We start from the raw sequence: 24,869 nt of genomic DNA on the forward strand, positions 1-24,869 counted from the left end.
TGCGGTAGGCTGACAGGCTCGCGTACAGCTTGTTGAAGTGCGGGTTGCTCTTCGAGAGATCGGCATAGATCTCGTTCGCGGCGCTATAGCAGGTCTCCAGCACTTCCTGCGGGAATGGCCGCAGCTGCGCGCCTGCGACCAGCAACCGCTTCAGCGCCGGCGGGTTGACGTAGTCATACTTCCCGGTGACCCAGGTATATGTGTCTTCCGAGGCCGCCTGAAGCACCGCCTGATAGTGCTTGGGCAGCGCGTTCCACTTGGCCAGGTTGATCAAATTGTGGCCCTGGCCGGTGCCCTCCCACCAGCCGGGATAATAGTAGAACTTCGCGACCTTGACGAAGCCGAGTTTCTCGTCGTCATAGGGACCGACCCATTCCGCTGCATCGATGGTACCCTTCTCGAGCGCCGGATAGATATCGCCGCCCGCGATCTGCTGCGGTACGCCGCCGACCTTGGCGATGATGTTTCCGGCGAACCCGCCGACGCGGAATTTGAGACCTTTGAAATCCTCCATGGATTTGATCTCCTTCCGGAACCAGCCGCCCATCTGCGCGCCCGTAGAGCCGGTCGGAATACCCAGGCAGTTATATTCCTTCAGAAGATCGTTGAGCATATCGGTGCCGCCGCCCCATACCAGCCACGAAATATGCTGGCGCGTGTTAAGGCCGAACGGCAGCGCCGTGCCGAACGTAAACGCGGGGTTCTTGCCCCAATAGTAATAGAGCGCGGTGTTGCCCATCTCGACGGTGCCGTTGGAGACGGCGTCAAGCACCTGCAAGCCCGGCACGATTTCACCGGCGGCGAACGACTGGATCTGGAATTTGTTGTCAGTGATCTCGGCAACCCGCTTGCAAAAGAATTCGCAGCCGCCGTAGAGCGTATCGAGCGCCTTCGGCCAGCTGGCGGCCAGCCGCCACTTCACTTCCGGCATTGATTCCGCGATCGCGGGTGCAGCAACTGCACTCGCGGCGAGACCGATGCCGCCCACCTTCAAAAAATCACGACGTTTCATGCGCTTCCCCTTTGTGCCGATACCTCGACGAGGGACAACGATCTTGATGCCGTTTTTTGTTCGCCGACGGACGACGTTAAGTTGTTGATGAAGCCCCGCCTTCAAAGGCTCGTGGGCCTTCAAAGGCTCTTGGTTTTGGACGCAATCAAATCAGAGATTTGCGGTTCCACGGGCAGGATGAACAATCGACGGCCGATAATCAAGCGTTGTGCTTCCACCGCAGTTGCGAAGAGGGCCGCCAGGCCTGGTCCGTCTGACGAAAGTCTAAGACGGCACGCTGCGGCGTCGGCCGCAATTTGCTAGTTAGAGCGTTTTCGAGCGAAGTGGATACCGGTTCGCGTGAAGAAAACGCGTCAAAACAAGAATCTAGAGCTTCGGTTCTGATTCAATCAGAACCGAAACTCTAGAGCAGGTCATCGCAGCGGAGTTGGAAATGGCGGGCAGGAAAGTCGTGGTCGCGGGCGCGACGGGGCTGGTGGGAAATGCCGCCTTGCGGCACTTCGGTGCATTGGGCGGATGCGAAGTGGTCGCGCTGTCGCGGCGCAAGCCGCGCGAGCTCCATGGCGCGCGCCATGTGCCGATCGACCTCACCATATCAGCGCAATGCGCCGGCGCCGCGACGGAATTGCAGGGCACAACGCATCTGACCTATGCCGCGCTGTACGAAGCGCCGAACCTGATCGACGGCTGGCTCGATCCGAACCAGATCCGCACCAACGACCTGATGCTGCGCAACCTGATGGCCGCGCTCGAGCCGGTCGCGCCGCAACTCAGGCACGTCGCGCTGCTGCAGGGCACCAAGGCCTACGGCGTTCACGTCCGCCCGCTCATTGTGCCGGCGCGCGAAGGCCGCTCGGAAATGTACGAGCAGCCGAATTTTTACTGGGCGCAAGAGAATTTTCTGCGCGAATTGCAGCAGGGCAAGGCCTGGCACTGGAGCATTCTGCGTCCGGTCCTGATCATAGGCCTTGCGATGGGCGGCGCCATGGACCTGATCCCGCCGCTCGGCGTCTATGCCGCGATGCTGCGCAAGCAGGGACGCCCGCTCGATTATCCCGGCGGCGCCGCGCGGGTGTCGCAGGCGGTCGACGTCGACCTGCTGGCGCGCGCGATCGCCTGGTCCGGGGAAGCCGACGCTGCGCGCAACCAGGTCTTCAACGTCACCAATGGCGACGTCTTCACCTGGGAGAATATCTGGCCGGCCATTGCCGATGCGCTGGAGATGAAGCCGGGCGATGCGGTGCCGCTGTCGCTGGCGCGGCAATATCCCGCATGGATCGCGCCGTGGGATGAGCTGCGGCGCAGGCACAATCTGATCTCACCGGATCTGGAGGCGTTCGTCGACCTGTCGTTTCAATATGCCGACTACAGCATGCGTCATGGCCAGACCCAATCGGGCCCGCCCTCGATCGTCTCGACGGTGAAGATCAATCAGGCCGGTTTCACCGAAATGATGGATACCGAAGCGATGTTCCAGAAATGGTTCAGGCAGGCACGGACGCTGCGGTTGCTGCCTTAGCGCCCGCGAATGCCGCTTCCATCGCCTTGCGGGTCTTGATGGTGTCGTTGTTGGCGTCGACCTCGACATCGCTCCAGCGCACCACGGCGCCGTGGGCGACATCGTTCTTCAGCTTGACGCGATGCGCCAGCCCAATCGGCAGCGCGCCGGCGGCAAGGCTGGCGGCCGCCGGCATCAGTCTGCCCCACACCGTGTAGCCGCCTTCGCCGTCGAGCATTTCGCCGGCACGCAGGTCGCGTTTGGCGACCGCTGCGACGTCGCCACGAAAACCATGCGGCTGGCCGGTCGGCTCGTTGCGCAATGCTGCCGACAAAATCGAGATGTTCAGCTCCAGTCCGATCAGATGATACGGCTTGTACATCGCGGCATATCGCCCCGACGCGTCGGTTTTCAGGCCGTATTGCCTGAAGCAATCGGCGGCATAATCGTTCGGCGCCTCCAGCACGACATAGACGCCCCAGCGCAGGTCGCGGAACACCGGCCGGCCGTCGCGCTCCAGCGACGACACCACTTCGACCACGCCGGATTTTTCCAGCACGCCGCCTTTGTCGCGCGGCCGCATCACATGCGGCAGATCGTCGACGCCGCAGGGCGGAAACAGCAAGCCGTCGGTCGGGACATCGAGCAGGCAAGCGTTGGCGATCGCCGCCATTTCGATCGCGGATTTGGTGCCGTCGAGAAACGAATTGAACATCTGCGGGTTCATGCCCGCCGATTGCGCTTCGCCCGCGGTGAGCCCGTAATGGCTCCAGACGCCTTCCGGCGTCACGTCGTGATAGGCCGGCAGATACTTTGTTCCTTTACCGGCGGCGACGACCCGGAATCCCGTAGCGCGCGCCCAATCGACCATTTCGGCGGTTAACGCCGGCTGATCGCCATAGGCCAGCGAATAGACCACGCCCGCTTTACGCGCTTCCTCCGCCAGCAGCGGCCCTGCCAGCACGTCGGCCTCGACATTGACCATCACGACATGCTTGCCCGCCGCAATCGCCGCCCGTGCGTGCCGGATGCCGACCGCGGGATTGCCGGTGGCTTCGACCACCACATCCATCGCGCCGCCCGCGATCGCGCGCGCGCCGTCGTCGGTGAAGGCGGTGGCGGCGATCCGCGCCTCATCCCAGCCGACCGTGCGGCAGGCCTCGCGGGCGCGGTCGCGGTCGAGGTCGATGATCAGCGGCACCTCGAGCCCCGGTGTATGCGGTACCTGCGACAGGAACATCGAGCCGAATTTGCCAGCCCCGATCAGGGCGACGCGAACCGGTTTGCCGGATGCTCTGCGGGCGTTGAGGAGGTGGGAAAGGTTCATGGGGGAAGGATCCGGGGAATGAATTTGTTGCGAAAGCGGCCGGCATTTTATTCCGTCATGGCCGGGCTTGTCCCGGCCATCCACGTCTTTTGTCCCGCCGCGTGAAGACGTGGATGCCCGGCACCGCAGACAAGTTTACGCAGTCTGCGCAAGCTTGACTGCTATGGCCGGGCATGACGACGTATTTAGTGTCGCGAGCGCTAGCTTACTCCGCCGCCTGGCGATGCGCACGCGCCAACCGCAGCAGCGCGTCGTCAGCCACGGTCTGGATCGGCGTGAAATCGCGATGGGCGATGTATTCCGGCCGCGTCGGGGTGCGGATATAGTTCGAGACCGCGTTCAGCGTCAGATAGACGATCTTGCGCGGATAGGGCGTGATGTTGCCGGCCGAGCCATGCACCAGATTGCCGTGGAACATCAGCATGCCGCCGGCCTTGCCGGTGGGTGCGACGATGCCGCCTTCCTTTACGAGCTTGGTCACCGTCGCCTCATCCAGCGTCCACAACGGATAGGATGTGGTCTGAAGATCATGCGCAGCCTGCAAGTCGCCGGCGTGCTGGCTCTTCGGCACGAGCATCAAGGGACCGTTGATCGGCATCACCTCGTCGAGGAAGATCGCGATGTTCATCGCGCGCGGCTCCGGCATGCCGTCATCGCGCTTCCAGGTGCCGTAATCCTGATGCCATTGCCAGACGTCGCCGGTGAAGGCGGATTTGGCGTTGATCTTGTACTGGTGCATGTAGACCTTCTCGCCAAAAATCTGTTCCACCGGTTCGATCATGCGCGGATGCGCGCCGAGCGCGCCGAACGCCTCGTTGTAGAGATGGGCTGCAAAGGCGGTGCGCGGCGCGCCGCTCTTTTCGCGCCACACCTCGGGGCGATCGGCGTCGTAGATGCCGACGGCCTCGCGCGCGAGATAATCGACTTCCTCCTGGCTGAACAGCTCAGGCAGAAACAGCCAGCCTTCGCGGTTGAAAGTGTCGATCTGCTGCTGGGTCAGTTTCATGGCTTTCCTCCTGTTGTTCATTTTTTGTCATTCCGGGGCGCGCAAAGCGCGAACCCGGAATCTCGAGATTCCGGGTCTGGTGCTGGCGCACCATCCCGGAATGACGGCGTTTCATTCAGGCACGCCTCGTCGGTGGCCCTCAGTCTCTCTTCCGTCAGTCGTCCTGCGGTCTGCGCATGCGCCAGCGCTGCGGCTTCGGCCGCTTTGGCGTTGCCCGCAACGATCTGCGCTACAATCGCCTCGTGCTCGGCCCAGGCGCTCTCGCGATAATCGAGTTCGGCCAGCACCGTCGCCATCGAGCGGCGCATATGCGGCCATTGCGGCGCGATCATCTCCTCGATCGCGGGATTACCGGACAGCCGATGGATCGCGCTGTGAAAATCGACGTCGAGCGCGATCAGTTTCGCCAGTGGTGTCGTCTTGTCGATGGCGCGTCCGGCCTGCAGCGCCGCTTCCAGCCGCGCGCGGCCGGAGGCATCGGTCTTGATCCGCCCGGCGGCCAATCGCGCCGCGAGTGCGTCGATGGCGCCGCGCACCTCGTAGAGCTGCCGGATGCGCTGCGGATCGAGCTGGGTGACCTCAAAGCCGCGACGGCCGCTTTCGGCAACAAGACCCTGCCGGTGCAGCAGATGCAGTGCATGGGAAACCGGCTGACGCGACACCCCGAGTTTCTCGGCCAGCTCGTTCTGCCGGATGCGCTGCCCCGGCGGCAACGTGCGATCGATGATCGCCTCCAGGATCCGCGCATAGACCTGGTCGATCAAGTTGGGGAGCGGGCCTAACGGGATCATGCCGGTGCCCAATATAGAATACGGAATTCCGTGTTCCAAATGAGTACCGCTGGCGAAGACGCCGGTCAAGGGCACTTTTGAGCCGGTTCAGCGCTCAAGCACCTCCACATCGAATTCGGCGATCTGCGCGGCATCGGCGACCGCCTCCACCGCGGCGATCCGGTCGCCGCTGATGGTGAGGCGCAGCACGATGCGCAATTGTCCGCCGAAGATGACGGCGAGCGCCAGTGCGCCGTCGACCAGCGCGGGTTTTGCTGCCCGCGCGCGGCCCTTGAAGGTTTCGGGAAGGGTCTGTCTCCGCGGATAGAGACCCCTCACCCGGCGCAATTTCGCTTCGCTCAAACGCGCCACCCTCTCCCACGAGGGGAGAGGGTGAAGTGCTACCCCGCCAGAAACGCGAGCACGGCTTTCGAAAACTCCTGCGGCGCCTGTTCATCCAGTGGCGGGCGCCGGGGATGACCGCGGTCCTTGCGCCCGGAATATGCTCGGCGAGCACGCGCCATATCCGGGATAACGAGCCCTTGGTATCGCCGCCACCAATCAGCAGCGTCGGCGTCGTGATCGATTGCGCTTCGGCTTTTGCAAAAGGCCCTCGGTTCTCGCCGACCTGGCCGATCAGCGTGAAAGCGTTGTCGCGCAGCTGCTGCTTCGCGGCAGTTGGCAGGCGGGCCCACGCGCCGTCGCCGTCGATCATGTCGACGATCAGCATCATCGCGCCGTCGATGTCGCCACTCCTGACTTTTTCCAACGCGATCGGCATCCGCGCCGCAAGCGGCGAGGGACCGGAAGCTGCCGGGGCAGGATCAAGCGACGCGTCGAGGTCGCCGCCAGGTTCGGCCAGCACCACGCGTCGCAGCAGATCAGGCCGTGCTTGCGCGACGCGGAAGGCGATGTGGCCGCCGCGCGAATGGCCCATCAGGTCGACCGGTTTGGGCGCGATCTGCTCGATGAACGCGATGACGTCGGCGACATGCTGCGACATCAGATAATCGCTGCCGGCGCCGTCCCAGTGTTCGGGAAAGAAATGCCGCAGGCTGACCGAGATCACGCGATGCTGGTGCGCCAGCGGCCCCAGTACCGCATACCAGGTGCGGAAATCGCCGAGCGTGCCGTGCACACAGACCAGCGGCGGGCCCTTTCCGACTTCGAGATAGGCCATGTCGTAACCGTTGACGCGCAGCGTTTGCATCGGTTCACGCCCCGGTCAGGAAATCGAGCACGATCTCGCAATATTTCTGCGGCGCCTGTTCGAACATCGGATGCGTGGTGCCCGGAATCATCTCGGTTCGCGCGCCCTTCACATGCGCTGCCAGCGTATGCAGCACCTGCGCCAGCGCGCCCTTGGTGTTGGCACCGCCGATGAACAGCGTCGGCGTCTCGATCGCCTCCGCATCGGCTTTGGAAAACGGCGGACGCTTGTCCCGGGTCTGGCCGATCAGGGTGGTGGCGTTGTCGCGTAGCAATTGTTTTGGCGTCGCCGGCAGCCGCTTCCAGGCGCCGGGGCCTTCCAGCGCGTCCATAAAGATCTGCAAGCCGCCGTCGATATCGCCCTTGGCGATGACCTCGGCGGCCGCGGCAATCCTCGCTGCCAGCGGTGAGGGCCCGGGCTTGAAGGCCGGATCGAGCGTGGCGTCGAACTCGCCGCCGGGTTCGGCCAGGATCAGTTTTCGCAATAAATCAGGCCGGCGCTGCGCGACGCGAAACGCGATGTGCCCGCCGCGGGAATGGCCCATCAGATCGACCGGCCCGGTATCCAGCTGCTCGATGAAGGCGATGACGTCGGCGGCGTGCTGGGCGATCGAATAGGTGTCGCCGACGCCGTCCCAACGATCGGGAAAGAAGTGCCTTAAGCTGACCGCGATCACGCGATGCTTTTTCGATAGCTGTCCCAGCACCGCCGACCAGATCCGGAAGTCGCACAGCGAGCCATGCACGCACACCAGCGGCGGCCCCTCGCCGACCTCGAGATAGGCCATGTCGTATCCGTTGACGTGAAGCGTTTGCATCGGGGGCTCGTGGGGTGAGGCGAGTGGGGCTTGTCGCCATTGCATGGCGCTGCGACGACCCAGATCATCGGAACTTGTTTACGCCGTCAAGTTCCCTCAGGATTCGGGTGGATAGCAACAATTTCCAAGCCCATATTGCAGCGAGATAGCAAGCTCACAACAGGGATTACAGGATTTGGAGCCAGCCATGACCGGCCAGCATTTTGCGATCTTCGACACCGCGATCGGACCTTGCGGCATTGTGTGGGGCGCGCGCGGCATCACCGGCGTGCAACTGCCGATGGGCAGCGAGGACAAGACCCGCAAGCGCATTCTTCAGCGCGATGGCGATGTCACGGAAGCCCCGCCGACGGCGGAAGTGCAAGGCGCGATCGACGGGATTCTCGAGCTGCTCGCGGGCAAGCCGAACGATCTTGCGGAAGTCGTGCTCGACCTCGACGGCGTTCCCGAATTCAACCGCGGCGTCTACGACATCGCGCGGAAAATTCCGCCGGGCAAGACCATGACCTATGGCGATATCGCCAAAAAACTCGGCGGCGTCGAACTGTCGCGCGATGTCGGCCAGGCGCTCGGGCGCAATCCGTGCCCGATCGTGGTGCCCTGTCACCGCGTGCTGGCGGCGGGCGGCAAGCCCGGCGGCTTCTCCGCCAATGGCGGCGTGGTCACCAAGCTGAAGATGCTGGCGATCGAGGGTGCCGTGGTGAACCACACGCCGAGTTTGTTTGATTGAATCTGTGGATTTGCTCCCTCGCCCCGCACTTGCGGGGAGAGGCGTAAGCGGCCTATGGCCGCCGTTCTTAGGGGAAGAACGCCGATGCGAAGCATCGGCTATGGTGAGGGGCACTATCAGCGAGTCGATGCCAATCGATAGACCGGTACCCCCTCACCCGGATTGCTGCGCAATCCGACCTCTCCCCGCAAGCGGGGAGAGGTGAGCTGAGCCCAGCGTCGGGTTAAACCGCCTCGCAGGAAAATCCGTTCCCCAGCCGCCGGATTTTCCCCGTCGAGGGCGAGGGGAAATGCGCGGTGCAGCACAGCGTGTCGGCGTCGCAATAGCGTTCCAGAAAGCCGCGCCGCGTCGTCGCGGCCTGCGCCTGATCGACATCGAACTTCGCCGACATCTCGGGATAACGCGTCTGCAGCGGGGAATGCATCAGATCGCCGGCGAACACCGCGTCGTCCTTAGCCCGGCCGAAGGTGAAGGCGACATGGCCGGGCGTATGGCCGGGTGTCGGCAGGATGCGCGCGTGATCGCCGATCCGATAATCGTTGCGTACGATCTCGGCCTTGCTGGCTTCGACGATCGGCAGCACGCTGTCTCCAAACGGCGGCACCGGCGCTTTCGCATTCTGCTCGGTCCAGTAATCGAACTCGGTCTTGCCGAACACATAGCGCGCATTCGGAAACGTCGGCACCCAGCGGCCGTTCTCCAGCCGCGTGTTCCAGCCGACATGATCGACGTGCAGATGCGTGCACATCACATAGTCGATATCGCCAACGGAAAATCCTGCCGCCGCCAGCGCACGCGCGTAGGTGTCGTCGGTCTTCATGTTCCATTTCGGGCGAGTCGGCCGCGGCTTGTCGTTGCCGATGCAGCTATCGACCAGAATGGTATGGTGCGGCGTCTTCACGACGTAGGATTGGAAACACAGGATCAGCACGTCGCTGGCGTCGAGCGCGCCGGCCTTTTGCATCCACGCCCGGTTCTCGGCCAGCAGCTCCGGCGTCAGGCCGGGCAGCATCTCAAGCGCCGGCAGGAAGGTGGTTTCCTGCTCGATGACGCGATGGATGGTGAGATCGCCGACGCTGAATTTGAGGCTCATGGGGATCTCCGCTTACGCCGCCGGCGGCACCGAGATTTTCACCGATGGCCGCTCCAGCATCTTTTGATGGAACGCATCGAGCTTCGGATAGGCCTTGCGCCAGCCGCAATCGGCAAAACGGAAATCGGCGTAGCCGAGCACGCAAGTAAGCCCGATCTGCACGATGTCGAACGGCCGCGACAGCACCTCGGGCTTGTTCTCGAACCGCGCCATGCCGGTCCAGGCCCGGTTCCAGTGGTCGTCGGACCAGGCCTGCCACTGCAGTCCCTGCGGCCGCACCATCTTTTCGTAGCGGCACAGCAGCATGGAATCGAGCATGCCCTGCAGCAGCGAATGATCGGTCTTCACCTGCCAGCGGGTCGGGCCGGAGGCCGGGATTAGCTTGCCGCCGCCGGCGAGCTCGTCGAGATATTCTGTTATGACGTAGGAATCGAGAATGACGTCGCCATTGTCGAGGATCAGCACCGGCAGTTTCTTCAGCGGCGTGATGCGCGAATATTCCTCGTTGGACTGGCCAGGCACCACCGCTGATGGAACGAATTCGATCTTGTCGATCAGCCCGGTCTCGATCGCGGCAATGCGAACCTTGCGGGCGAACGGCGAGGCGGGGGAGAAAGTGAGTTTCATGCTGAAATTCCCTAAACAAGAAGGTGCCCGTCATCCTGAGGTGCGAGCACTTCGCGAGCCTCGAAGGATGACGGTCGTCGTGGCCCATCCTTCGAGACGCGCGCCGGTGGCGCGCTCCTCAGGATGACGGTGGTAGTTCACGCCGCGATGATTTCCTGGCGCTGTTCGCCGAGGCCTTCGATGCCGAGCGTGACGACGTCGCCGGCATTGAGGAACTGCGGCGGCTTCATGCCGGTGCCGACGCCCGGAGGCGTGCCGGTCGTGACGATGTCGCCGGGCAACAGCGTCATGAACTGCGAGACGTAGGAGATGCACTTCGCCATGGTGAAGATCATGGTCGAGGTCGAGCCGGTCTGGCGGCGCTGACCGTTGACGTCGAGCCACATCGACAGCTTCTGCACGTCGGCGATTTCGTCCTTGGTCGCGAGCCACGGGCCGACCGGCCCAAACGTGTCGTGCGACTTGCCCTTGGTCCATTGACCGCCGCGCTCGATCTGGAAATTGCGCTCGGAAACGTCGTTGCAGATGCAGTAGCCGGCGACGTGGTTGAGCGCGTCGGCCTCGCTGACATATTTGGCGCGGGTGCCGATGATGGCGGCGATTTCGACTTCCCAGTCGAGCTTGGTCGAGCCGCGCGGCTTCTCCACGGCGTCGTTCGGGCCGGAGAGCGCGGTGTTGGCCTTCAGGAAGAAGATCGGCTCCGGGGGAATCGGGTTGCCGGTTTCTTTGGCGTGATCGACATAGTTTAGGCCGATGGCGACGAATTTCGAGATGCCGGTGACCGGCGCGCCGAAGCGCGGCTTGCCGTCGACGGCGGGGAGTTTTGACGGATCGAGCCCGGCGAGCTTGGCCAGCGAGGCGGGCGAATAGGCCTCGCCGTCGAGGTCTTTCACATGCGCGGAAAGATCGCGCAACTGCCCGGATTTATCGATCAGGCCGGGCTTTTCCGCACCCTTCGCGCCATACCGAACAAGCTTCATTTTTGATCACTCCCTACGGGGTTTTTTGAGGATTTCTCAGGGTTTCTTGCGCTCTTACCGGGATGCTTCATGGAACAGCGCGGCGGGAAATTCAATGGCAGACTGCCGCTGCATTGCAGCTACCCTCATCCTGAGGAGCGGCCGCAGGCCGCGTCTCGAAGGATGGGCAGCATGGTTCGCCCGGCGATGCCAAGCATCGTCCGGAGACGCGCGAAGACGCGCTCCTCACCATGAGGGACACCGTCATCCCAGCGCGATAAACTTGAAGGCATCCCCCTCCCGCCTGATATGGCCGGCATTGAAGTGCCCGCCGATCACCAGGGTTGGCGTATCGGCAAAGCGCGAGAACAGGTCGCGCCGCGTCACGGCCGATTGTTTGGGGTCGGAATCGGCGGTCGACGACCAGTCGAGATGGGCCATCTGGCAGGGATGATGGGCGACGTCGCCGGAGAGCAGGCCCGCTTCGCCGTCCGACTGGATGTGGATGCTCATATGGCCGGGGCTGTGGCCGGGCGTCGGGATCAAGGTGATTTCATCCGCAAGCTTGTGGTCGCTGGCGACGAGATCGGCCTTGCCGGCGTCGGCGATCGGCTTCACGGAATCCGCGAACACGGCAATCTTGTCCGGCTCCACGCTGTGGTCGCGCCAGTATTCGTATTCGGTCTTGCCGAAGACGTATCGCGCATTCGAAAATGTCGGCACCCATTTGCCGCCGACGAGCGTGGTGTTCCAGCCGACGTGGTCGACATGCAGATGCGTGCACAGCACGGTGTCGATGCTGTCAGGGGAAAAACCCGCCTTGGTCAGGGTATCGAGGAAGGGATCGTTCCGGTTATTCCAGGTCGGCACATTGCGGCCCTGCTTGTCGTTGCCGAGTCCGGTGTCGACGATGATCCGGCGCTGCGGCGTCTCCACCACGAGCGAGTGGATCGACATTTTCAGGCGGCCCTCGTCATTGGCGAAATGCGGAATCAGCCAGGGCAGCTTCTGGATTTCCTCGTTGGTGGCGAGCGGCAGGATGAATCGCGTGCTGCCGACCGTCTCCAGTTCGACGATTTTCGTGATCCTGACCTTACCTACATTCCAGTGCATCCGGCACTTTTCCTTCCGAGCCAATTGATCGCGTGCTAGCGCGCGCAGTCGACAATCACCGTGCCCATCTTGTCGCCCTTCTCCACGGCGAGATGGGCCTGCGTGGTTTCCGAAAGCGCGAACTGTGCGGCGATGTTGTGGACGCGCGTTCCCGCGGCCAGCCATCTTGAGATGTCTTGCTGGGCTGCGGCCAGCAGCGGCGGCGGCAGTGCGAACAGCACCAGCGTGCGCAGCGCGATGCATTTTTCCATCAGGTCGCGCATCGGGATGGTCGGTGTGCGATTGCCGTTGGTGGCGTAGACCGCAATGGTCGAATTGAGCGCCATGATTTTCAGCGTGGTCGCGATGTTGCCGCCGAAGTCGACATCGACCACGCGGTCGACGCCGCGCTTGTCGGTGAACGCCATCACTTTTGAGACGACATCCTCGGTCCGGTAGTTGATGACGAGATCGGCGCCGGCCAGCCGTGCCTCCATGTCCTTAGGCTGCGAGCTGACGGTTGCGATCACGGTAGCACCGCCCCATTTCGCAAGCTGCACCGCGTAATGGCCGACCGCGCCGGCGCCGCCGGTGACCAGAACGGTTTGTCCCGTGATCGGCCCGTCGCAGAACAGGCTGCACCATGCGGTCATGCAGGGGATGCCGAGCGTCGCACCGGCGGCAAAGGAAACATCCTCGGGCAACGGCGTCACCAGATAATCCGCCAGCGCAATATATTCCGCCGCGGTGCCGAAGGCGCGGCCGTTGCGCTGGCCGTTGAACAGCCAGACCCGGTCGCCGACATCAAAGCGCGTGACGCCGTCGCCGATCTGATCGATGATTCCCGCGCCGTCGCTGTTGGGGATCACGCGCGGAAATTCCAACGCGCGATAGCTGCCGCCGCGGCGGCCGACATCGGCCGGGTTGACGCCGGAGGCTTCCAGCCGGACGCGGACCTCGCCCGGACCCGCCGTCGGCGTCGCCATCTCGCCGACGGTCAGCACCGTCGGCGCAGCACCGGTTCGCTCGTACCAGACAGCCTTCACAGCGTGCCCGGGAACGCGCCGCCGTCGAGCAGGATGTTTTGCCCGGTGATGAAGCCCGACTTGGCGCTGCACAGGAACGCACAAGCCTCACCGAATTCTTCCGGATCGCCGAAACGCCCGGCCGGATTGAGCTTGGCACGCTCCGCCAAGATCTGGTCCACGGTGAGGCCGCGCTTGTCGGCATCGCCCTTGGCGGTGCCGCGCAGGCGATCGGTGTTGAAGGGGCCCGGCAGCAGGCCGTTGATGGTGACGTTGTTGATCACGGTCTTGCGCGCGATGCCGGCGACAAAGCCGGTGAGGCCGGCGCGGGCGCCGTTGGACAGGCCCAGTATCTCGATCGGCGCCTTCACCGCGGCCGAGGTGATATTGACGATGCGGCCGAATTTGCGCGCCATCATGCCGTCCACGGTCGCCTTGATCAGTTCGATCGGGGTCAGCATGTTGGCGTCGATTGCCTTGATCCAGTCGTCGCGGGTCCAGTTGCGGAAATCGCCGGGCGGCGGGCCGCCGGCATTGTTGATCAGGATGTCCGGATCCGGGCAGGCCTTGAGCGCGGCCTCGCGACCCGCCGGCGTGGTTATGTCGCCGGCGACTTCGGTCACGGTGACGCCAGGATGCGCTTTCCGGATTTCATCGGCGGTCTTTTTCAGCACCTCGGCGCCGCGCGCCGTCAAGGTGACATGCACGCCCTCATTGGCCAGCGCCATCGCGCAGGCGCGCCCCAGGCCCTTGCTCGATGCGCAAACGATGGCGCGACGGCCTTTGATCCCAAGATCCACAGTTTCACTCCCGTTATGTCAGGTGATTTTTTGAAGTTCGACCGTATCACTGTAGCCAACATTCCCGGCTCTGATAAGGGAGCGGGTCCGGTCAAAATGCATATCAGCAAGCGGCTATCGCGCCGGCCGCCCGGTCTAGATCCGCTGTTCGCGCTTGAGGCGATCGACGGTGGCGGCGACGTCGGGCGGCAGGGACCGGAATCCCATTTGCCCGGCCGCTGAAAACAGCGGCCGCAGCTGCGAGCCGGTCAAAAATGCCGGCTGGCGATCGACCGGAACGAGCTGGTCGAAGATCAGCACCAGTGTGACCGCGACCAGGCCGACACGCGCCGCGCCAAGCGCCGCGCCGCCAAGCCGGTCGCCGATGCCGGCTTCCGATCCGATCGTATCATCGAGCGCCATGCGCGCGCATTTTCCGAGCACCATGCCGGCGATCAGAAAAGTTCCAAAGAACAGCAGTGAATTCTGCGTCAGCGGCGAGCCGAGCCTGCCGTCGAGCTGCGGGGCGAGGGCCGACGTTGCCCACACCGCGATCGGCATCGCGAACAGATAGGCGAGGATCGTGATCGCGCTGCGCAGCAGGCCGGTGTTGAAGCCGGTAACCACGGCAATGAGCAATCCGACATAGACGACAACATCGAAACTGTTCATGGATCAGAGTCTCCGCCTGTTGCCGGCGCCTCGGTGGTTGGCCAATGAATCGGGTTGCGATCGCTAAAATGTAGGTATCAATGAGCCCGCTTTGTTGCGAAGGACCGCGTCATGTCTGACCTATTCGACGTCAGTAAAGAAATCATCCTCATCACCGGGGATTCCGCAACGCCGGGTCGGCGCCGAATCCAATCTCGGCGGCGCAGTCTATCCACGTCATTGCGAGCGAAGCGAAGCAATCCATCTTGCCAGCCCACAAAAGAATGGATTGCTTCGTCGCTTCGCTCCTCGCAATGACGGCGGAATTGGCGTGAAGTGGCAAATCAATTCGCCCGCAACTCGGCCCTGATCATGTCGGCGGCTTTCTCGCCGATCATGAGAGCAACGACGGCTGGCATTTCGCGCGCTTCGATGGTTCTATGCATCATGCAAACGACAGCCATTAAGACCACATTTGTCGCGCTCGCCGCGTCGATGGGCGCGGCGCTTGCGAGACAAGGCATCATCACCCGCGAAGCCTTTGCCTGCACAAGTTGGGCGGCGGCGTATGCGTACACCCGGGCATCGCTGACCAGGGAGGGTGTGAAAGCCAACGAGAGCTGCCCCATCCGCTTGTCCGCCGGGACCAGGGTCGAGATGGTTGCCAGTGACGAAAACGGCGACGGTTACGTGGAAGTGTCCGTCAACGGCCGGAAGTGGTGGATCGACGACGCGCGCGTGAAATAGTCCGCCCCTCTCCCCTTGTGGGAGAGGGTGGCGCCTCACGAAGTGAGGCGACGGGTGAGGGGGCTGTCGCCGCAAACACCGAATACGGGTTATGGTGACAGTGCGTTTAATTGACCGGTAGCGATCCGCATCGCGTGAGCCGTAGCCAAGACGGATTAAGTGCACTGTCACGGCAATTCGGCATTGAGTTTCGCCGCTTAGTACTCAAAGCAAAAGCCCAGACGTCCTTTGGAAGGAGTTACTATCGTGAAAAAAGACGGAACAAAACTTGTCGCAAAAATACTCGCCGCTCACGGTTATAGAAACAATACACCCATTGAGGACATACACGCGGTATGTGGCCTAAGAACTCGAAGGGGGAGTATGCCGATGATTCCGAAGTCATTGTGACTACACTCGATGGCGGAGATAAAATACCGTGGACTGCTTGTTCACGAATCCACGATTCTGAAATGAAGGAGATAAATAAGGCAGTCGTCAATAATATATATTCTCTTCTGTCTCTTCTTGAGGAATTCAATACTCTACCTCGGTTGATGCTTATGCCTCACAACTGGGATGACGCGAAGCATGCTCCTTGGTATAAAAATGCCAGGAAAGAGTTACTAGGCTAGCCTTCCTTCTGAGCCGCCCTCGCCTCGTGAACTCCCGGATCGTCGTATCAACTTCTCACGCAGTTGCGGTGCACTTAATCTGTTTGGGCAGCAGATCGTGGTTGCTGCGTACTCCACCCATCCCCCGCATATCGAAGGCTTCCCTGCTTCCCTTGCATCCGTTCGCAATCAACGGCGCACCGCCCCGCTCTTGTTCTGTCGAGCGAGTTCGAGAAACCTGGCTTTGATCTGAGCGAACAGGCCGGGTGGAATGAAGCCATAGCCGAACACACCCGGCTTCCCCGGAAGCGGTGAAAGACCGGCGTTCGGCCATTCGTCGATGTTGTGCTCGGATACGATGACCCAGCTCCGCGCATCGTCGAGACCGATTGCCTCTTTGACCTTCGCCGGAATCTCAATTCCGATCGTATCCCCATCGGGTGGCGTATGGGTGATCGGCAACAGGACCACAAAACGCGGCCGCGTCTGGCTGTCGCTTGCCGCGACGAGACAGGCCGGACGGTCCTTTCCCTGATCACGACCCGCGGCCGCTTCATGGGTCCAAAGATAATCATAGCGGACGACGAAGCCCGGCTTGGGCTCGGGAAAGGCCACTTCACCTGCTCACTTGAGCAGTTCGTCAAGCGCGGTATGTTCAGGGTCCATCTCGGCCCGTTCAACAGCGTCGATCACCACCTGCGTCGCATCGACTGTTCGGGTGGTGCGCTTGGCAGCCGCCGTTAGCCAGTCATAATGCTCAGCCGACATCAGCACGAACTCCCGCCGGCCGTGACGCGTAATTTCCACCGGCTCGCGCTGGGCCTGGTGTTGAAACTCTCCGAATTTGCGCTGGAATTCCAGGGCGCTCGTCTGGACCATGATGGGGTATCTCCCAGAGCAGTTGATCAAGTTTGCATTATACGTATAATACGTAATTGGGTCAATTCCTCCCTTGGATTGTCGAGATTTTCCCGGCTCCTTCGCCGGCCTGCCGCGCCGATCAAGTTCCTTTCGAGCTATCTGGCGACCACAGGAATCACGGGAGGAATTGCTATGCACTTAATTTGACCGGCTAGCTCTGACCTCACGTGCGTTCATAATCTTGCGACGCTGCCAAACGGATTAAGTGCACTGTCGCTGTAACTGGCGCGGATGCCGCGGCTTGTCTGTCGCGATACGAACCCGATCCGCTGTTGGCGCTTGAGCGAGCCGAGAAGCGCCAGCCTGCGAGACGGGGGATGATTTTGGGGAGCGCTTGACGCATCGCGCCGCGAGATAATTTTTGTCGTCCGGATAAGCGATCCAGGACCCATCGCCGATGCTCAGATTATGTCAGGATGGAGCTCCAGTTCGTTTCACAAGCCACATCGGTGGTTATGGGTCCCGGCCTTCGCCGGGACGACGATGGTGTTGCATCGCACGGGCAGCCTATCCACGTCATTGCGAGCGAAGCGAAGCAATCCATGCTGCTACGCAAGGAAGAGTGGATTGCTTCGTCGCTTTGCTCCTCGCAATGACGGCGAGGATGGATCGTTCGCGCAAGAAATCAATTCGCCCGCAGCTCCGCCTTGATCATGTCGGCGGCCTTCTCGCCGATCATGATGGTCGGTGCGTTGGTGTTGCCGCCGATCAGGGTCGGCATGACGGAAGCGTCGACCACGCGCAGGCCTTCGAGACCGTGGACTTTCAGTTTGGGATCGACCACGGCGAGGGGATCATTGACGCCCATCTTGCAGGTGCCGACCGGGTGATAGACGGTGTCGGCGCGGGCGCGCAGCACGGCGCGGATGTCGTCGTCGGTGCGCACCCCTTCGGTGAACATGTCCTTTTTCTGCAGGGCGCGCAGCGCCGGCGTTTCCAAAAGCCGTCGCGTGGTCTTGTAGCCCGCGACCATTGTTTCCAAATCGTCCGGCTCGCCGAAGAAATTCGGATCGATCACCGGCGGGGAAAACGGATCGGCGCTGCCGAGCGCGACGTCGCCGCGGCTCTTCGGCCGCAACAGGCAGACGTGGCAGGTGAAGCCGGTGCCCATGTGGCGCTTGCGGCCGTGATCGTCGGCCAGCGCCATGCCGAAATGCAACTGGATGTCGGGGATGTCGAGGTCGGGCCGGGTCTTCAGAAAACCGCCGCACTCGGCGAAGTTCGAGGTCATCGGTCCGCGGCGTTCGCGCCGGTACTGGCCGATGGCCCGCAACAGCCGCGGCAGGCCCTTGAACGAAAGGCCGTTGAAATTCGGATCGTCCGACATGTAGCCGAACACAAAGTCCACATGATCCTGCAGATTCTGTCCGACGCCGGGCAGGTGATGGACGCTTGCGATGCCGTGGCTGCCGAGCGCGGTGCTGTCGCCGACACCCGACAGCATCAACAATTGCGGCGTCTGGAACGCGCCGGAGGAGAGAATCACCTCGCGCCGCGCGCGGATCTGCTTCAACGCCTTGCCCTGCCGGTATTCGACGCCGACCGCGCGTTTGCCCTCGAACAGGATCCGGGTCGCCTGCGCCTGGGTTTCGACGCGTAGATTGGCGCGCGATCCCATATGCGGATGAATGTAGGCGCGCGCTGCACTCCAGCGCTCGCCGTTCCTCTGGGTCACCTGATAGACGCCGAGCCCTTCGTGCTCATCGGCGTTGAAATCTTCCCGAAGGCGAAACTGCGCCTCCTGGGCGGCCTGCAGAAAAGTCTGCTGGACCGGATTGTCGGAGCGCAATTTGTTGACGGCGAGCGGGCCGCCCTTGCCGTGATACTCGCCGCCGAAATCGGCATTGTCTTCCGCGCGCTTGAAGTAGGGCAGCACGTCGGAAAACGACCAGCCGGGATTGCCGAGCGAGGCCCACTGATCGTAATCGGAGCGGTGGCCGCGGATATAGACCATCGCATTGATCGCGGACGAGCCGCCGAGACCCTTGCCGCGCGGCTGATAGCCGATGCGGCCGTTGAGGCCTTTCTGCGGCACGGTGTCGAACGCCCAGTTGTTGAGTTTGCTCGGGACCATCAGGGCCAGCGCGAACGGTGTCGTGACCACCCAATTGTCGTTCTTGCCGCCGGCATCCAGCACCGCCACCGACGTCCCGGCGTCCTCGGAAAGCCGTCCCGCCACCGCGCAGCCGCCGGAGCCGCCGCCCACCACCACGAAATCAAATGTATCCGTCACGCGTGTTCCCCCAGGTTTGTTGTTCGCTCTGTCAGTCCTCGTCATTGCGAGGAGCGAAGCGACGAAGCAATCCACACTTGTTTTGTGGCCCTATGGATTGCTTCGCTGCGCTCGCAATGACGGTTACGTTCGAATTGTTACGACAAGAACCTCAGCAGTTTTTGCAGCCGCGCGATCTTCGCGCCATAGGGCGGATAGAGATCGGCGAGCCGGTTGAAAGGCGAGCGATAGAATACCGGCTTCAGCTTGGTCAACGTCCGAAAACCCCATTCACCGTGATAGGCGCCGGTGCCGGACGCGCCGACCCCGCCCATCGGCTGGTTGATCTGGGCAAAGTGAAACAGACAATCGTTGACGGTGACGCCGCCGGAGACCGTGCGCGAAAGCACCTCGTCGCGCGCGGCATCGTCCTTGCCGAACCAGTACAGCGCCAGCGGACGGTCACGCCCGTTGATAAAGGCGATCGGCTCGCCCGCATTCCTGTAACCGACCACGGGCAGCAGCGGCCCAAAAATCTCTTCCTGCATTACGGTCATCTCGGATGTCGCGCCGACGATGATCGTCGGTGGAAACTTACGCTTCGATTTCCAGGCGGGATCGCCGGGTTTTGCCGCCTGCAGGATGCTGGCGCCCTTGGCCGCGGCGTCCGCCACCAAGGCCTCGAGCCGCGCATAGTGCCGGTCCGAGACGATCGAGGTGTAATCCTTGTTGTCGGGATCGGTGCCGAACATCCGCAGCATGTGGCCCTCGAGCCGGACGACGAAATCCAGCATGGATGCTTCCGGCACCAGTGCATAATCGGGCGCGATGCAGGTCTGGCCGGCGTTGAGCAGTTTTCCGTAGGCGATGCGCTCGGCTGCCTCGTTGAGATCGGCGGAGCGGTCGACGATCGCGGGCGATTTGCCGCCGAGCTCGAGCGTGACCGGCGTCAAATTGCGCCCGGCCGCCTCCGCCACGAGACGGCCGACGCGGGTCGAGCCCGTGAAGACAAGATGATCGAACGGCAACGCGGCAAAGGCTTTTGCGATCTCGTCGTCGATCCCGGTCACGATCATCTCAGTGGCGTCGAACTTTTGCGCGAGCACTTCCTGGAGCAGCGCGGAGAACCGCGGCACCAGCTCGCTCGGCTTGATCATCACGCGGTTGCCCGCGGCAAGGGCGGCCACCGCCGGCGCCAGGGTCAGTTGCAGCGCATAATTCCAGGGCGCGATGATGCCGACCACGCCGAGCGGCTGCGGGATCAGGCGGTTCTTGGCGGGCGCAAATTGCAGCGTGGTGGCGATGCGCTGCGGCGCCATCCATTTCCTCAGATGTTTGGCGGCGTGCTTGATTTCGCCGAGCACCAGCATGGCCTCGGCGATCGCGGTCTCGATCGGGCTGCGATGGCCGAAATCCGCCGAGATGGCCGCTTCGAACCCCGCCTCGTTCTCCGAGATCACCACCCGCAGCCGCTTCAGCCGGTCGAGCCTGAGCGCAAGCGCCGGTGCGGGCTCGATGCGCGACAGCTCGAACTGGCGATGAAAGGCCTCCTCCAGGGCGTGCTGCCCCGGGCTTTTCAGTGGCTGGTCCATGGCGCTCTCCCGGTCGTCTCTTGGCGCAAATCTTGGCGCAAAGCTCCGCTTTTGCGGTGTTTCTGGCAAGTGCGGTTCCACTTACCGTGTTGGGGCGCAAAACCTCCGGTTTGGACGTCACAAAAAGCGCAGAAACCGGTCTTTGGGCCTTTCCAAACCAGAGCCACGTTGATACATAGCGCTCGCACCCGATGGCTTCGGCCCGGGTCGCCTTCTCAGGAAGCCTCCGGACGGGATCGATCGGCGCCATCTGGCGTTCGCCGGGATCGTTTCGGCACTGGTTTTTCGGAAAAAGGCGCGCAACGGTTTAACGCGGGGTGGAGCAGCCCGGTAGCTCGTCAGGCTCATAACCTGAAGGTCATAGGTTCAAATCCTATCCCCGCAACCAAGTTGATGAAAACCCCAGTAATCTTAATGGATTACTGGGGTTTCGTTTTGATGCTTGCGTTGACCGCCGCAGCTGGACCGTCGCGTCTCCGATGTCGAATTAAGGCATCGAGAAGGAAACCGTCGTCCGGCATTGGGATCGAGAACAAGTTTCCAGCCCGGTGCATCAAAAGACATTTTGCTTCCATTGCTTCCCGGCCGAAATTCGCGACATCTATCCCAGTCATTGCGATCAGTGGAAGCGATTGTGAGCAAGCCTGAATTTGATCCATTCACGATGTCGAAGGCGGTTGCCGACGCGGCAGGTTCGCGCGGGCGGGCTTCGAAGCGCTTGATGTGGCTCGGCGCATCCGTGTTCTGGTTGCTGGTTTTCACCATCGTCGTTGCACGCGCGATCTACTTCGAACCAGGCAGCGGCGGCATCTTCGCGTTCATTAATCCCGCCTGAGCCTGACCTGCGCGCGCTTGCGTTCCGCCTGCTCGCCAACGGGCTCGCGGATCATGCGCTCAAAGGCCGTGGCCGCCGGAATGTCGAGCCGGCCCGGGGTCTTCAGCTGCCACAGCATGCGTTCGATGCGCAGGTCCTTGAGCGGTATCACGTTGAGGCGCCCGAGCCTGACCTGATCGGCGACGGCAACCGTCGACACGATCGATACGCCGACGCCGGCGGCGACCGCCTGCTTGATCGCTTCGGTGCCTCCGATTTCCAGTGTTCTCAGCGGCTCCACGCGTTGCGCAGCAAGCGCTTGTGTCACGACTTCACGCGAACCGGAGCCGGGCTCCCGCACGATCAGAATTTCCTGTTCGAGCTCCCTGCAGTCGACCGGGCCCTTCGATGACGCAAACCGGTGAAGCGGCCCGACGATCAGGCTCATGACGTCGGTCCGCCAGGGCTCGCTGACCAGACTGTCGTCTTCCACCGGACCTTCGACCAGCGCGATCTCTATCTCGTGTCGTGCCATGAGGTCCGCGATGTCGCGGGTGTTGGCGGTAACGATGTGGAGATCGATACCCGGATAGGTCCGGTGGAAGATGCCGAGATATTCGGGGATCATGTAGGTCGCGATCGTGGTGCTCGCGCCGACGCGGAGCGATCCGCTGTCGAGACTGCGCAGCGAGCGAAGCTCGTCTTCGGCGGCGCGTTCGGCTGCGAACAGGGTTTCCGCGTGCCGGGCAAGCGCCTGTCCTTCCCGGGTCGGCCGCACGCCTTTCCGGGTGCGGTCCAGCAGGCGACAGCCGACCTGCAACTCGAAGTCCCGTACCCCCTTGGATATCGCCGGCTGGCTGATGCTCAGGATTTCGGCCGCGCGTGAGAAGCTCCCGGTCTGGACCACGGTGGCGAACAAGCGGAGCAGATGCAGATTGAGGGACATAACTTCTCTCTATGGGGGCAGGCCGAAAAGATATTATCTTTAATTGCGGGTTCGGCGCATAAATTCTCCTAACAGGGGAGAGTTTTTGTGCCTGAAGACGCGGATCCCTCCAATTCCCGAAGCCGGCTGGGACGCACGGTCAGCCGGCTGATCTCGCTGTTGCCCGGCGTCGCGCTCTGTGCGCTGATTTCACTGGTCGCATTGGGTGCCCAGAGCCTGGAAGAGCGCGCCTTCGCGCATCCCTATGTCGAGGCGCTCGTCATCGCGATCCTGCTGGGAGCCGCCATCCGCACCGTCTGGAATCCGCTCGAGCGCTGGTCGGTCGGTATCGCATTCAGCGCCAAGCAACTGCTCGAACTCGCCGTGATGCTGTTGGGCGCGTCGATCAGCTTCGCTGCGATCGCCGCCGCCGGCTCCCTCCTGATGGCCGCGATCGTTGCGACCGTCGTCGTTGCGCTCGCCGTCAGTTACAGCCTCAGTCGAATGTTCGGCCTGTCGACCAGGCTCGCGATCCTGATTGCCTGCGGCAATTCCATCTGCGGAAACTCCGCGATCGCGGCGGTGGCGCCCGTCATTGGCGCCGACGCCGATGACATCGCGTCCTCGATCTCCTTTACCGCCATTCTCGGCGTCTTGATGGTATTGGGTCTGCCGCTCTTGATTCCGCTCTTACGTCTATCGGCGACGCAGTACGGAATTCTTGCCGGGCTTACGGTCTACGCCGTCCCGCAGGTGCTCGCGGCCACATTGCCCGCCGGTCTGGTCAGCACCCAGATCGGAACGTTGGTGAAACTGATACGCGTGCTGATGCTGGGTCCGGTCGTGGTCGGTCTTTCCATCCTGATGTCGCGCAAGCGGGCGGGCGGATTGTCGATGAAGGCGATGAGCCCGTTCACGCTGGTGCCCTGGTTCATCATCGGCTTTCTCGTCCTTGCCGCGTTTCGTTCCTTGCAGCTGGTCCCGGATGGCGTTGTGGCGCCCGTCACCAGGATCGCGGCGTTCCTGACGGTGGTCTCGATGGCCGCACTCGGGCTCGGCGTCGATATTCGTCTTCTCGCCGGCATTGGCGGCAAGGTGACGGCAGCGGTCACGCTGTCCTTGCTCGCGTTGCTCGCGATCAGCATCGGACTGGTTCATCTGTTCCATTGAGATGCGCCCGCGCGATGCGCACAGCGGCGCGACGCGACGCGAGAAAATGAAAATGCAGCTCGAGAATTTCCTGCTTTGAATTCCAGTCATCTCTCTGTGGGGTCTCGTTCCATCGGCCCCGACAGGGGGAGACCAGGTCTTGAAAAGGGCATTGATAATTGCTGCCGCGAGTCTCGGCATGGCGACGGCTGCGAACGCCGGAGAGTTATCGGATCTCAAGAGCCAGTCGGAGCAGCTCCGTCAGCAAAATGAAGTCCTCACCAAAAAGATAGCCGATCTTGAAAGAACGACAACGCAAGCTCGAGTCCAGCCCGGCTGTCGCGCCCAAGGCCCTCACGCAAAAATCCGCAAATCCTGCTGACGCCATGGCCGCGTCCTACAAGGCCGTGGTCAAGAAGCTCGACCAGGATGATAGTCTGACCTGGCACGGCATCACGCTCTACGGCCAGGTCGACGTCGGCGCGGTTTATCAGAACCACGGCGCGCCGCTGAACAATTCGGCCGGCGCCGGTTGGAATTATCTCATCGCAAAGAACAGCAACGGCTCGCAGTTTGGTGGCGCCCAATCCGTTCGGCGGCTCGTTCATCGGGCTGAAGGGCAAGCAGGAGCTGATCGACAATGTGTATGGGGTATTCAATCTGCAGACCGCGTTTAATCCCCAGTCCGGCAAGCTTTCCGACGGACTCGGCTCGATCGTGCAAAACAACGGTCTGGCGGTCGGCGCCCAGAATTCGTTCGCCGATTCCGCGAGAGACGGCCAGCCGTTCAACATCGCGGCGTGGGGTTGACGTTCGGACGACAGGGAGCGCTGACGTCGGACGGGGTGGTCGCCTACGACCCGTTGGGCAGTTCGGCAGCCTTTTCGCCGATCGGTTTCCAGGGCGCCACCGGTGGCGGTGGCGCTACCGAGGATCGCATTCTGGACAGGGCGCTCAAATATGCCGTCAGCTACGGGGGATTCCGTGCTGTCGTCGAGACCTCGATCGGTGCGCAGGATGGCGCGGGTCCGCGGACGTTCATTCAAGGTCAAGTCGGCGGGGATTATCTCGGGTTGTCGGTCGATGCCGTTGTCGGGAAAATGACCGACGCCGTTACCTCGGCGCCGCTGCCCGTGGGAACCGTCCTGCCTGCGACGCTGATCAATCCAGGCAACGGTTTCGTCTCCGGTACGGTTTCCGACAACACCAGCGTCATGCTGCTGGCCAAATACGCCTACGGCCCCGCTCAAGCTTTTCGGCGGCTATGAGCACATCGATTTCGCCAATCCGAAAACGCCGCTGGCGGCGGGCAACGACTTC

General features: G+C 62.4%; 25 protein-coding genes, 1 tRNA gene and 1 pseudogene (1 of these 27 cut by a window edge). 8 read left to right on the top strand and 19 right to left on the bottom strand.

Annotated elements, in window-relative coordinates; all coding sequences use genetic code 11:
* On the bottom strand, positions 1-1,012 hold the 5' portion of the coding sequence (locus tag V1289_RS29715; RefSeq protein WP_334401174.1) for a TRAP transporter substrate-binding protein. 77 nt of this gene lie to the left of the window's left edge; 1,012 of the gene's 1,089 nt are visible here — the first part of the coding sequence; the start codon lies at positions 1,010-1,012; its stop codon lies off the left edge, out of view.
* A gap of 433 nt (positions 1,013-1,445) precedes the next feature.
* Between V1289_RS29715 and V1289_RS29720 the strand changes: the two genes are divergently transcribed.
* Positions 1,446-2,531, top strand: coding sequence for an NAD-dependent epimerase/dehydratase family protein (locus tag V1289_RS29720; RefSeq protein WP_334401175.1), 1,086 nt, complete (start codon positions 1,446-1,448; stop codon positions 2,529-2,531).
* On the opposite strand, the gene V1289_RS29725 is transcribed toward V1289_RS29720, so the two are convergent.
* From V1289_RS29725 to V1289_RS29750, 6 genes and pseudogenes are all read right to left on the bottom strand, one after another.
* On the bottom strand, positions 2,497-3,837 hold the full coding sequence (locus V1289_RS29725; protein WP_334401176.1) for an NAD(P)H-dependent oxidoreductase: 1,341 nt from the start codon (positions 3,835-3,837) through the stop codon (positions 2,497-2,499). The genes V1289_RS29720 and V1289_RS29725 overlap by 35 nt on opposite strands.
* 205 nt (positions 3,838-4,042) lie before the next feature.
* Positions 4,043-4,843 carry a phytanoyl-CoA dioxygenase family protein gene (locus V1289_RS29730; protein WP_334401177.1) on the bottom strand — a complete coding sequence of 267 codons (801 nt, stop codon included), beginning with the start codon at positions 4,841-4,843 and terminating at the stop codon, positions 4,043-4,045.
* Between the two features lie 17 nt (positions 4,844-4,860).
* A complete protein-coding gene (locus tag V1289_RS29735; protein WP_334401178.1) occupies positions 4,861-5,634 on the bottom strand; it encodes a GntR family transcriptional regulator in 774 nt (257 codons plus the stop codon).
* A gap of 87 nt (positions 5,635-5,721) precedes the next feature.
* Positions 5,722-5,976 (bottom strand): hypothetical protein, encoded by a 255-nt coding sequence (locus V1289_RS29740; RefSeq protein WP_334401179.1) that lies wholly within the window; start codon positions 5,974-5,976, stop codon positions 5,722-5,724.
* Between the two features lie 38 nt (positions 5,977-6,014).
* Positions 6,015-6,823, bottom strand: a pseudogene (locus V1289_RS29745) (alpha/beta fold hydrolase).
* Positions 6,824-6,827: 4 nt separating this feature from the next.
* Positions 6,828-7,640: an alpha/beta fold hydrolase gene (locus tag V1289_RS29750; protein ID WP_334401180.1), complete on the bottom strand. Its 813-nt coding sequence runs from the start codon at positions 7,638-7,640 to the stop codon at positions 6,828-6,830.
* Between the two features lie 187 nt (positions 7,641-7,827).
* Here V1289_RS29750 and V1289_RS29755 point away from each other — a divergent pair, with 187 nt between their 5' ends.
* Positions 7,828-8,370 carry a methylated-DNA--[protein]-cysteine S-methyltransferase gene (locus tag V1289_RS29755; RefSeq protein WP_334401182.1) on the top strand — a complete coding sequence of 181 codons (543 nt, stop codon included), beginning with the start codon at positions 7,828-7,830 and terminating at the stop codon, positions 8,368-8,370.
* Between the two features lie 223 nt (positions 8,371-8,593).
* Here V1289_RS29755 and V1289_RS29760 read toward each other — a convergent pair whose 3' ends face one another.
* The 7 genes from V1289_RS29760 to V1289_RS29790 all read right to left on the bottom strand — a co-directional run bounded on the left by V1289_RS29760 (position 8,594) and on the right by V1289_RS29790 (position 14,617).
* Positions 8,594-9,463 (bottom strand): MBL fold metallo-hydrolase, encoded by an 870-nt coding sequence (locus tag V1289_RS29760; RefSeq protein WP_334401183.1) that lies wholly within the window; start codon positions 9,461-9,463, stop codon positions 8,594-8,596.
* A 12-nt stretch (positions 9,464-9,475) separates the two neighbouring features.
* Entirely contained in the window at positions 9,476-10,090 is a 615-nt protein-coding gene (locus tag V1289_RS29765; RefSeq protein WP_334401185.1) for a glutathione S-transferase family protein, read from the bottom strand.
* Positions 10,091-10,227: 137 nt separating this feature from the next.
* Positions 10,228-11,070, bottom strand: a complete 843-nt coding sequence (locus tag V1289_RS29770; protein ID WP_334401187.1) for a fumarylacetoacetate hydrolase family protein — start codon at positions 11,068-11,070, stop codon at positions 10,228-10,230.
* Between the two features lie 243 nt (positions 11,071-11,313).
* Positions 11,314-12,162, bottom strand: a complete 849-nt coding sequence (locus V1289_RS29775; protein WP_334401189.1) for an MBL fold metallo-hydrolase — start codon at positions 12,160-12,162, stop codon at positions 11,314-11,316.
* Between the two features lie 35 nt (positions 12,163-12,197).
* Positions 12,198-13,187, bottom strand: coding sequence for an NADPH:quinone reductase (locus V1289_RS29780; protein ID WP_334401191.1), 990 nt, complete (start codon positions 13,185-13,187; stop codon positions 12,198-12,200).
* The gene (locus tag V1289_RS29785; protein ID WP_309182042.1) at positions 13,184-13,966 is read right to left on the bottom strand and encodes an SDR family oxidoreductase; all 783 of its coding nucleotides are present in this window, start codon (positions 13,964-13,966) and stop codon (positions 13,184-13,186) included. Before V1289_RS29785 ends, V1289_RS29780 begins: the two co-directional genes overlap by 4 nt.
* Before the next feature lie 135 nt (positions 13,967-14,101).
* Complete coding sequence (locus V1289_RS29790) at positions 14,102-14,617, bottom strand: CvpA family protein (RefSeq protein WP_334401194.1); 516 nt, start codon at positions 14,615-14,617, stop codon at positions 14,102-14,104.
* 351 nt (positions 14,618-14,968) lie between these two features.
* Here V1289_RS29790 and V1289_RS29795 point away from each other — a divergent pair, with 351 nt between their 5' ends.
* Positions 14,969-15,343, top strand: coding sequence for a hypothetical protein (locus V1289_RS29795; RefSeq protein ID WP_334401196.1), 375 nt, complete (start codon positions 14,969-14,971; stop codon positions 15,341-15,343).
* 782 nt (positions 15,344-16,125) lie between these two features.
* Here V1289_RS29795 and V1289_RS29800 read toward each other — a convergent pair.
* The 4 genes from V1289_RS29800 to V1289_RS29815 all read right to left on the bottom strand — a co-directional run bounded on the left by V1289_RS29800 (position 16,126) and on the right by V1289_RS29815 (position 20,661).
* Entirely contained in the window at positions 16,126-16,551 is a 426-nt protein-coding gene (locus tag V1289_RS29800) for a hypothetical protein (protein WP_334401198.1), read from the bottom strand.
* 9 nt (positions 16,552-16,560) lie between these two features.
* On the bottom strand, positions 16,561-16,815 hold the full coding sequence (locus V1289_RS29805) for a type II toxin-antitoxin system prevent-host-death family antitoxin (protein ID WP_334401200.1): 255 nt from the start codon (positions 16,813-16,815) through the stop codon (positions 16,561-16,563).
* 667 nt (positions 16,816-17,482) lie between these two features.
* Positions 17,483-19,090, bottom strand: coding sequence for a GMC family oxidoreductase (locus V1289_RS29810; protein WP_334401202.1), 1,608 nt, complete (start codon positions 19,088-19,090; stop codon positions 17,483-17,485).
* Between the two features lie 137 nt (positions 19,091-19,227).
* Positions 19,228-20,661 carry a coniferyl aldehyde dehydrogenase gene (locus V1289_RS29815; RefSeq protein WP_334401204.1) on the bottom strand — a complete coding sequence of 478 codons (1,434 nt, stop codon included), beginning with the start codon at positions 20,659-20,661 and terminating at the stop codon, positions 19,228-19,230.
* Positions 20,662-20,972: 311 nt separating this feature from the next.
* Between V1289_RS29815 and V1289_RS29820 the strand changes: the two genes are divergently transcribed.
* Together V1289_RS29820 and V1289_RS29825 are read left to right on the top strand one after the other, a co-directional pair.
* Positions 20,973-21,049, top strand: a tRNA-Met gene (locus tag V1289_RS29820).
* A gap of 246 nt (positions 21,050-21,295) precedes the next feature.
* Positions 21,296-21,496, top strand: a complete 201-nt coding sequence (locus V1289_RS29825; protein ID WP_334401206.1) for a hypothetical protein — start codon at positions 21,296-21,298, stop codon at positions 21,494-21,496.
* Here V1289_RS29825 and V1289_RS29830 read toward each other — a convergent pair.
* Positions 21,483-22,421: a LysR family transcriptional regulator gene (locus V1289_RS29830; RefSeq protein ID WP_334401208.1), complete on the bottom strand. Its 939-nt coding sequence runs from the start codon at positions 22,419-22,421 to the stop codon at positions 21,483-21,485. The genes V1289_RS29825 and V1289_RS29830 overlap by 14 nt on opposite strands.
* A gap of 87 nt (positions 22,422-22,508) precedes the next feature.
* Here V1289_RS29830 and V1289_RS29835 point away from each other — a divergent pair, with 87 nt between their 5' ends.
* The 3 genes from V1289_RS29835 (at position 22,509) to V1289_RS29845 (ending at position 24,817) form a co-directional block, all read left to right on the top strand.
* Positions 22,509-23,570, top strand: a complete 1,062-nt coding sequence (locus V1289_RS29835) for a YeiH family protein (protein ID WP_334401210.1) — start codon at positions 22,509-22,511, stop codon at positions 23,568-23,570.
* A 555-nt stretch (positions 23,571-24,125) separates the two neighbouring features.
* Positions 24,126-24,359 carry a hypothetical protein gene (locus V1289_RS29840; protein ID WP_334401212.1) on the top strand — a complete coding sequence of 78 codons (234 nt, stop codon included), beginning with the start codon at positions 24,126-24,128 and terminating at the stop codon, positions 24,357-24,359.
* Entirely contained in the window at positions 24,356-24,817 is a 462-nt protein-coding gene (locus tag V1289_RS29845) for a hypothetical protein (RefSeq protein ID WP_334401214.1), read from the top strand. The genes V1289_RS29840 and V1289_RS29845 overlap by 4 nt, the downstream gene beginning before the upstream one ends.
* The last annotated feature ends 52 nt before the right edge of the window (positions 24,818-24,869 follow it).

Source organism: Bradyrhizobium sp. AZCC 2289 (assembly GCF_036924615.1).
GTDB lineage: Bacteria > Pseudomonadota > Alphaproteobacteria > Rhizobiales > Xanthobacteraceae > Bradyrhizobium.

Coding starts and splice junctions, on each gene's coding strand:
- V1289_RS29720 (WP_334401175.1), top strand. CDS start 1,446: ATGGCGGGCAGGAAAGTCGTGGTCGCGGGCGCGACGGGGCTGGTGGGA.
- V1289_RS29765 (WP_334401185.1), bottom strand. CDS start 10,090: ATGAAACTCACTTTCTCCCCCGCCTCGCCGTTCGCCCGCAAGGTTCGC.
- V1289_RS29755 (WP_334401182.1), top strand. CDS start 7,828: ATGACCGGCCAGCATTTTGCGATCTTCGACACCGCGATCGGACCTTGC.
- V1289_RS29795 (WP_334401196.1), top strand. CDS start 14,969: ATGTCGGCGGCTTTCTCGCCGATCATGAGAGCAACGACGGCTGGCATT.
- V1289_RS29770 (WP_334401187.1), bottom strand. CDS start 11,070: ATGAAGCTTGTTCGGTATGGCGCGAAGGGTGCGGAAAAGCCCGGCCTG.
- V1289_RS29750 (WP_334401180.1), bottom strand. CDS start 7,640: ATGCAAACGCTTCACGTCAACGGATACGACATGGCCTATCTCGAGGTC.
- V1289_RS29830 (WP_334401208.1), bottom strand. CDS start 22,421: ATGTCCCTCAATCTGCATCTGCTCCGCTTGTTCGCCACCGTGGTCCAG.
- V1289_RS29805 (WP_334401200.1), bottom strand. CDS start 16,815: ATGGTCCAGACGAGCGCCCTGGAATTCCAGCGCAAATTCGGAGAGTTT.
- V1289_RS29775 (WP_334401189.1), bottom strand. CDS start 12,162: ATGCACTGGAATGTAGGTAAGGTCAGGATCACGAAAATCGTCGAACTG.
- V1289_RS29735 (WP_334401178.1), bottom strand. CDS start 5,634: ATGATCCCGTTAGGCCCGCTCCCCAACTTGATCGACCAGGTCTATGCG.
- V1289_RS29730 (WP_334401177.1), bottom strand. CDS start 4,843: ATGAAACTGACCCAGCAGCAGATCGACACTTTCAACCGCGAAGGCTGG.
- V1289_RS29760 (WP_334401183.1), bottom strand. CDS start 9,463: ATGAGCCTCAAATTCAGCGTCGGCGATCTCACCATCCATCGCGTCATC.
- V1289_RS29815 (WP_334401204.1), bottom strand. CDS start 20,661: ATGGACCAGCCACTGAAAAGCCCGGGGCAGCACGCCCTGGAGGAGGCC.
- V1289_RS29790 (WP_334401194.1), bottom strand. CDS start 14,617: ATGAACAGTTTCGATGTTGTCGTCTATGTCGGATTGCTCATTGCCGTG.
- V1289_RS29725 (WP_334401176.1), bottom strand. CDS start 3,837: ATGAACCTTTCCCACCTCCTCAACGCCCGCAGAGCATCCGGCAAACCG.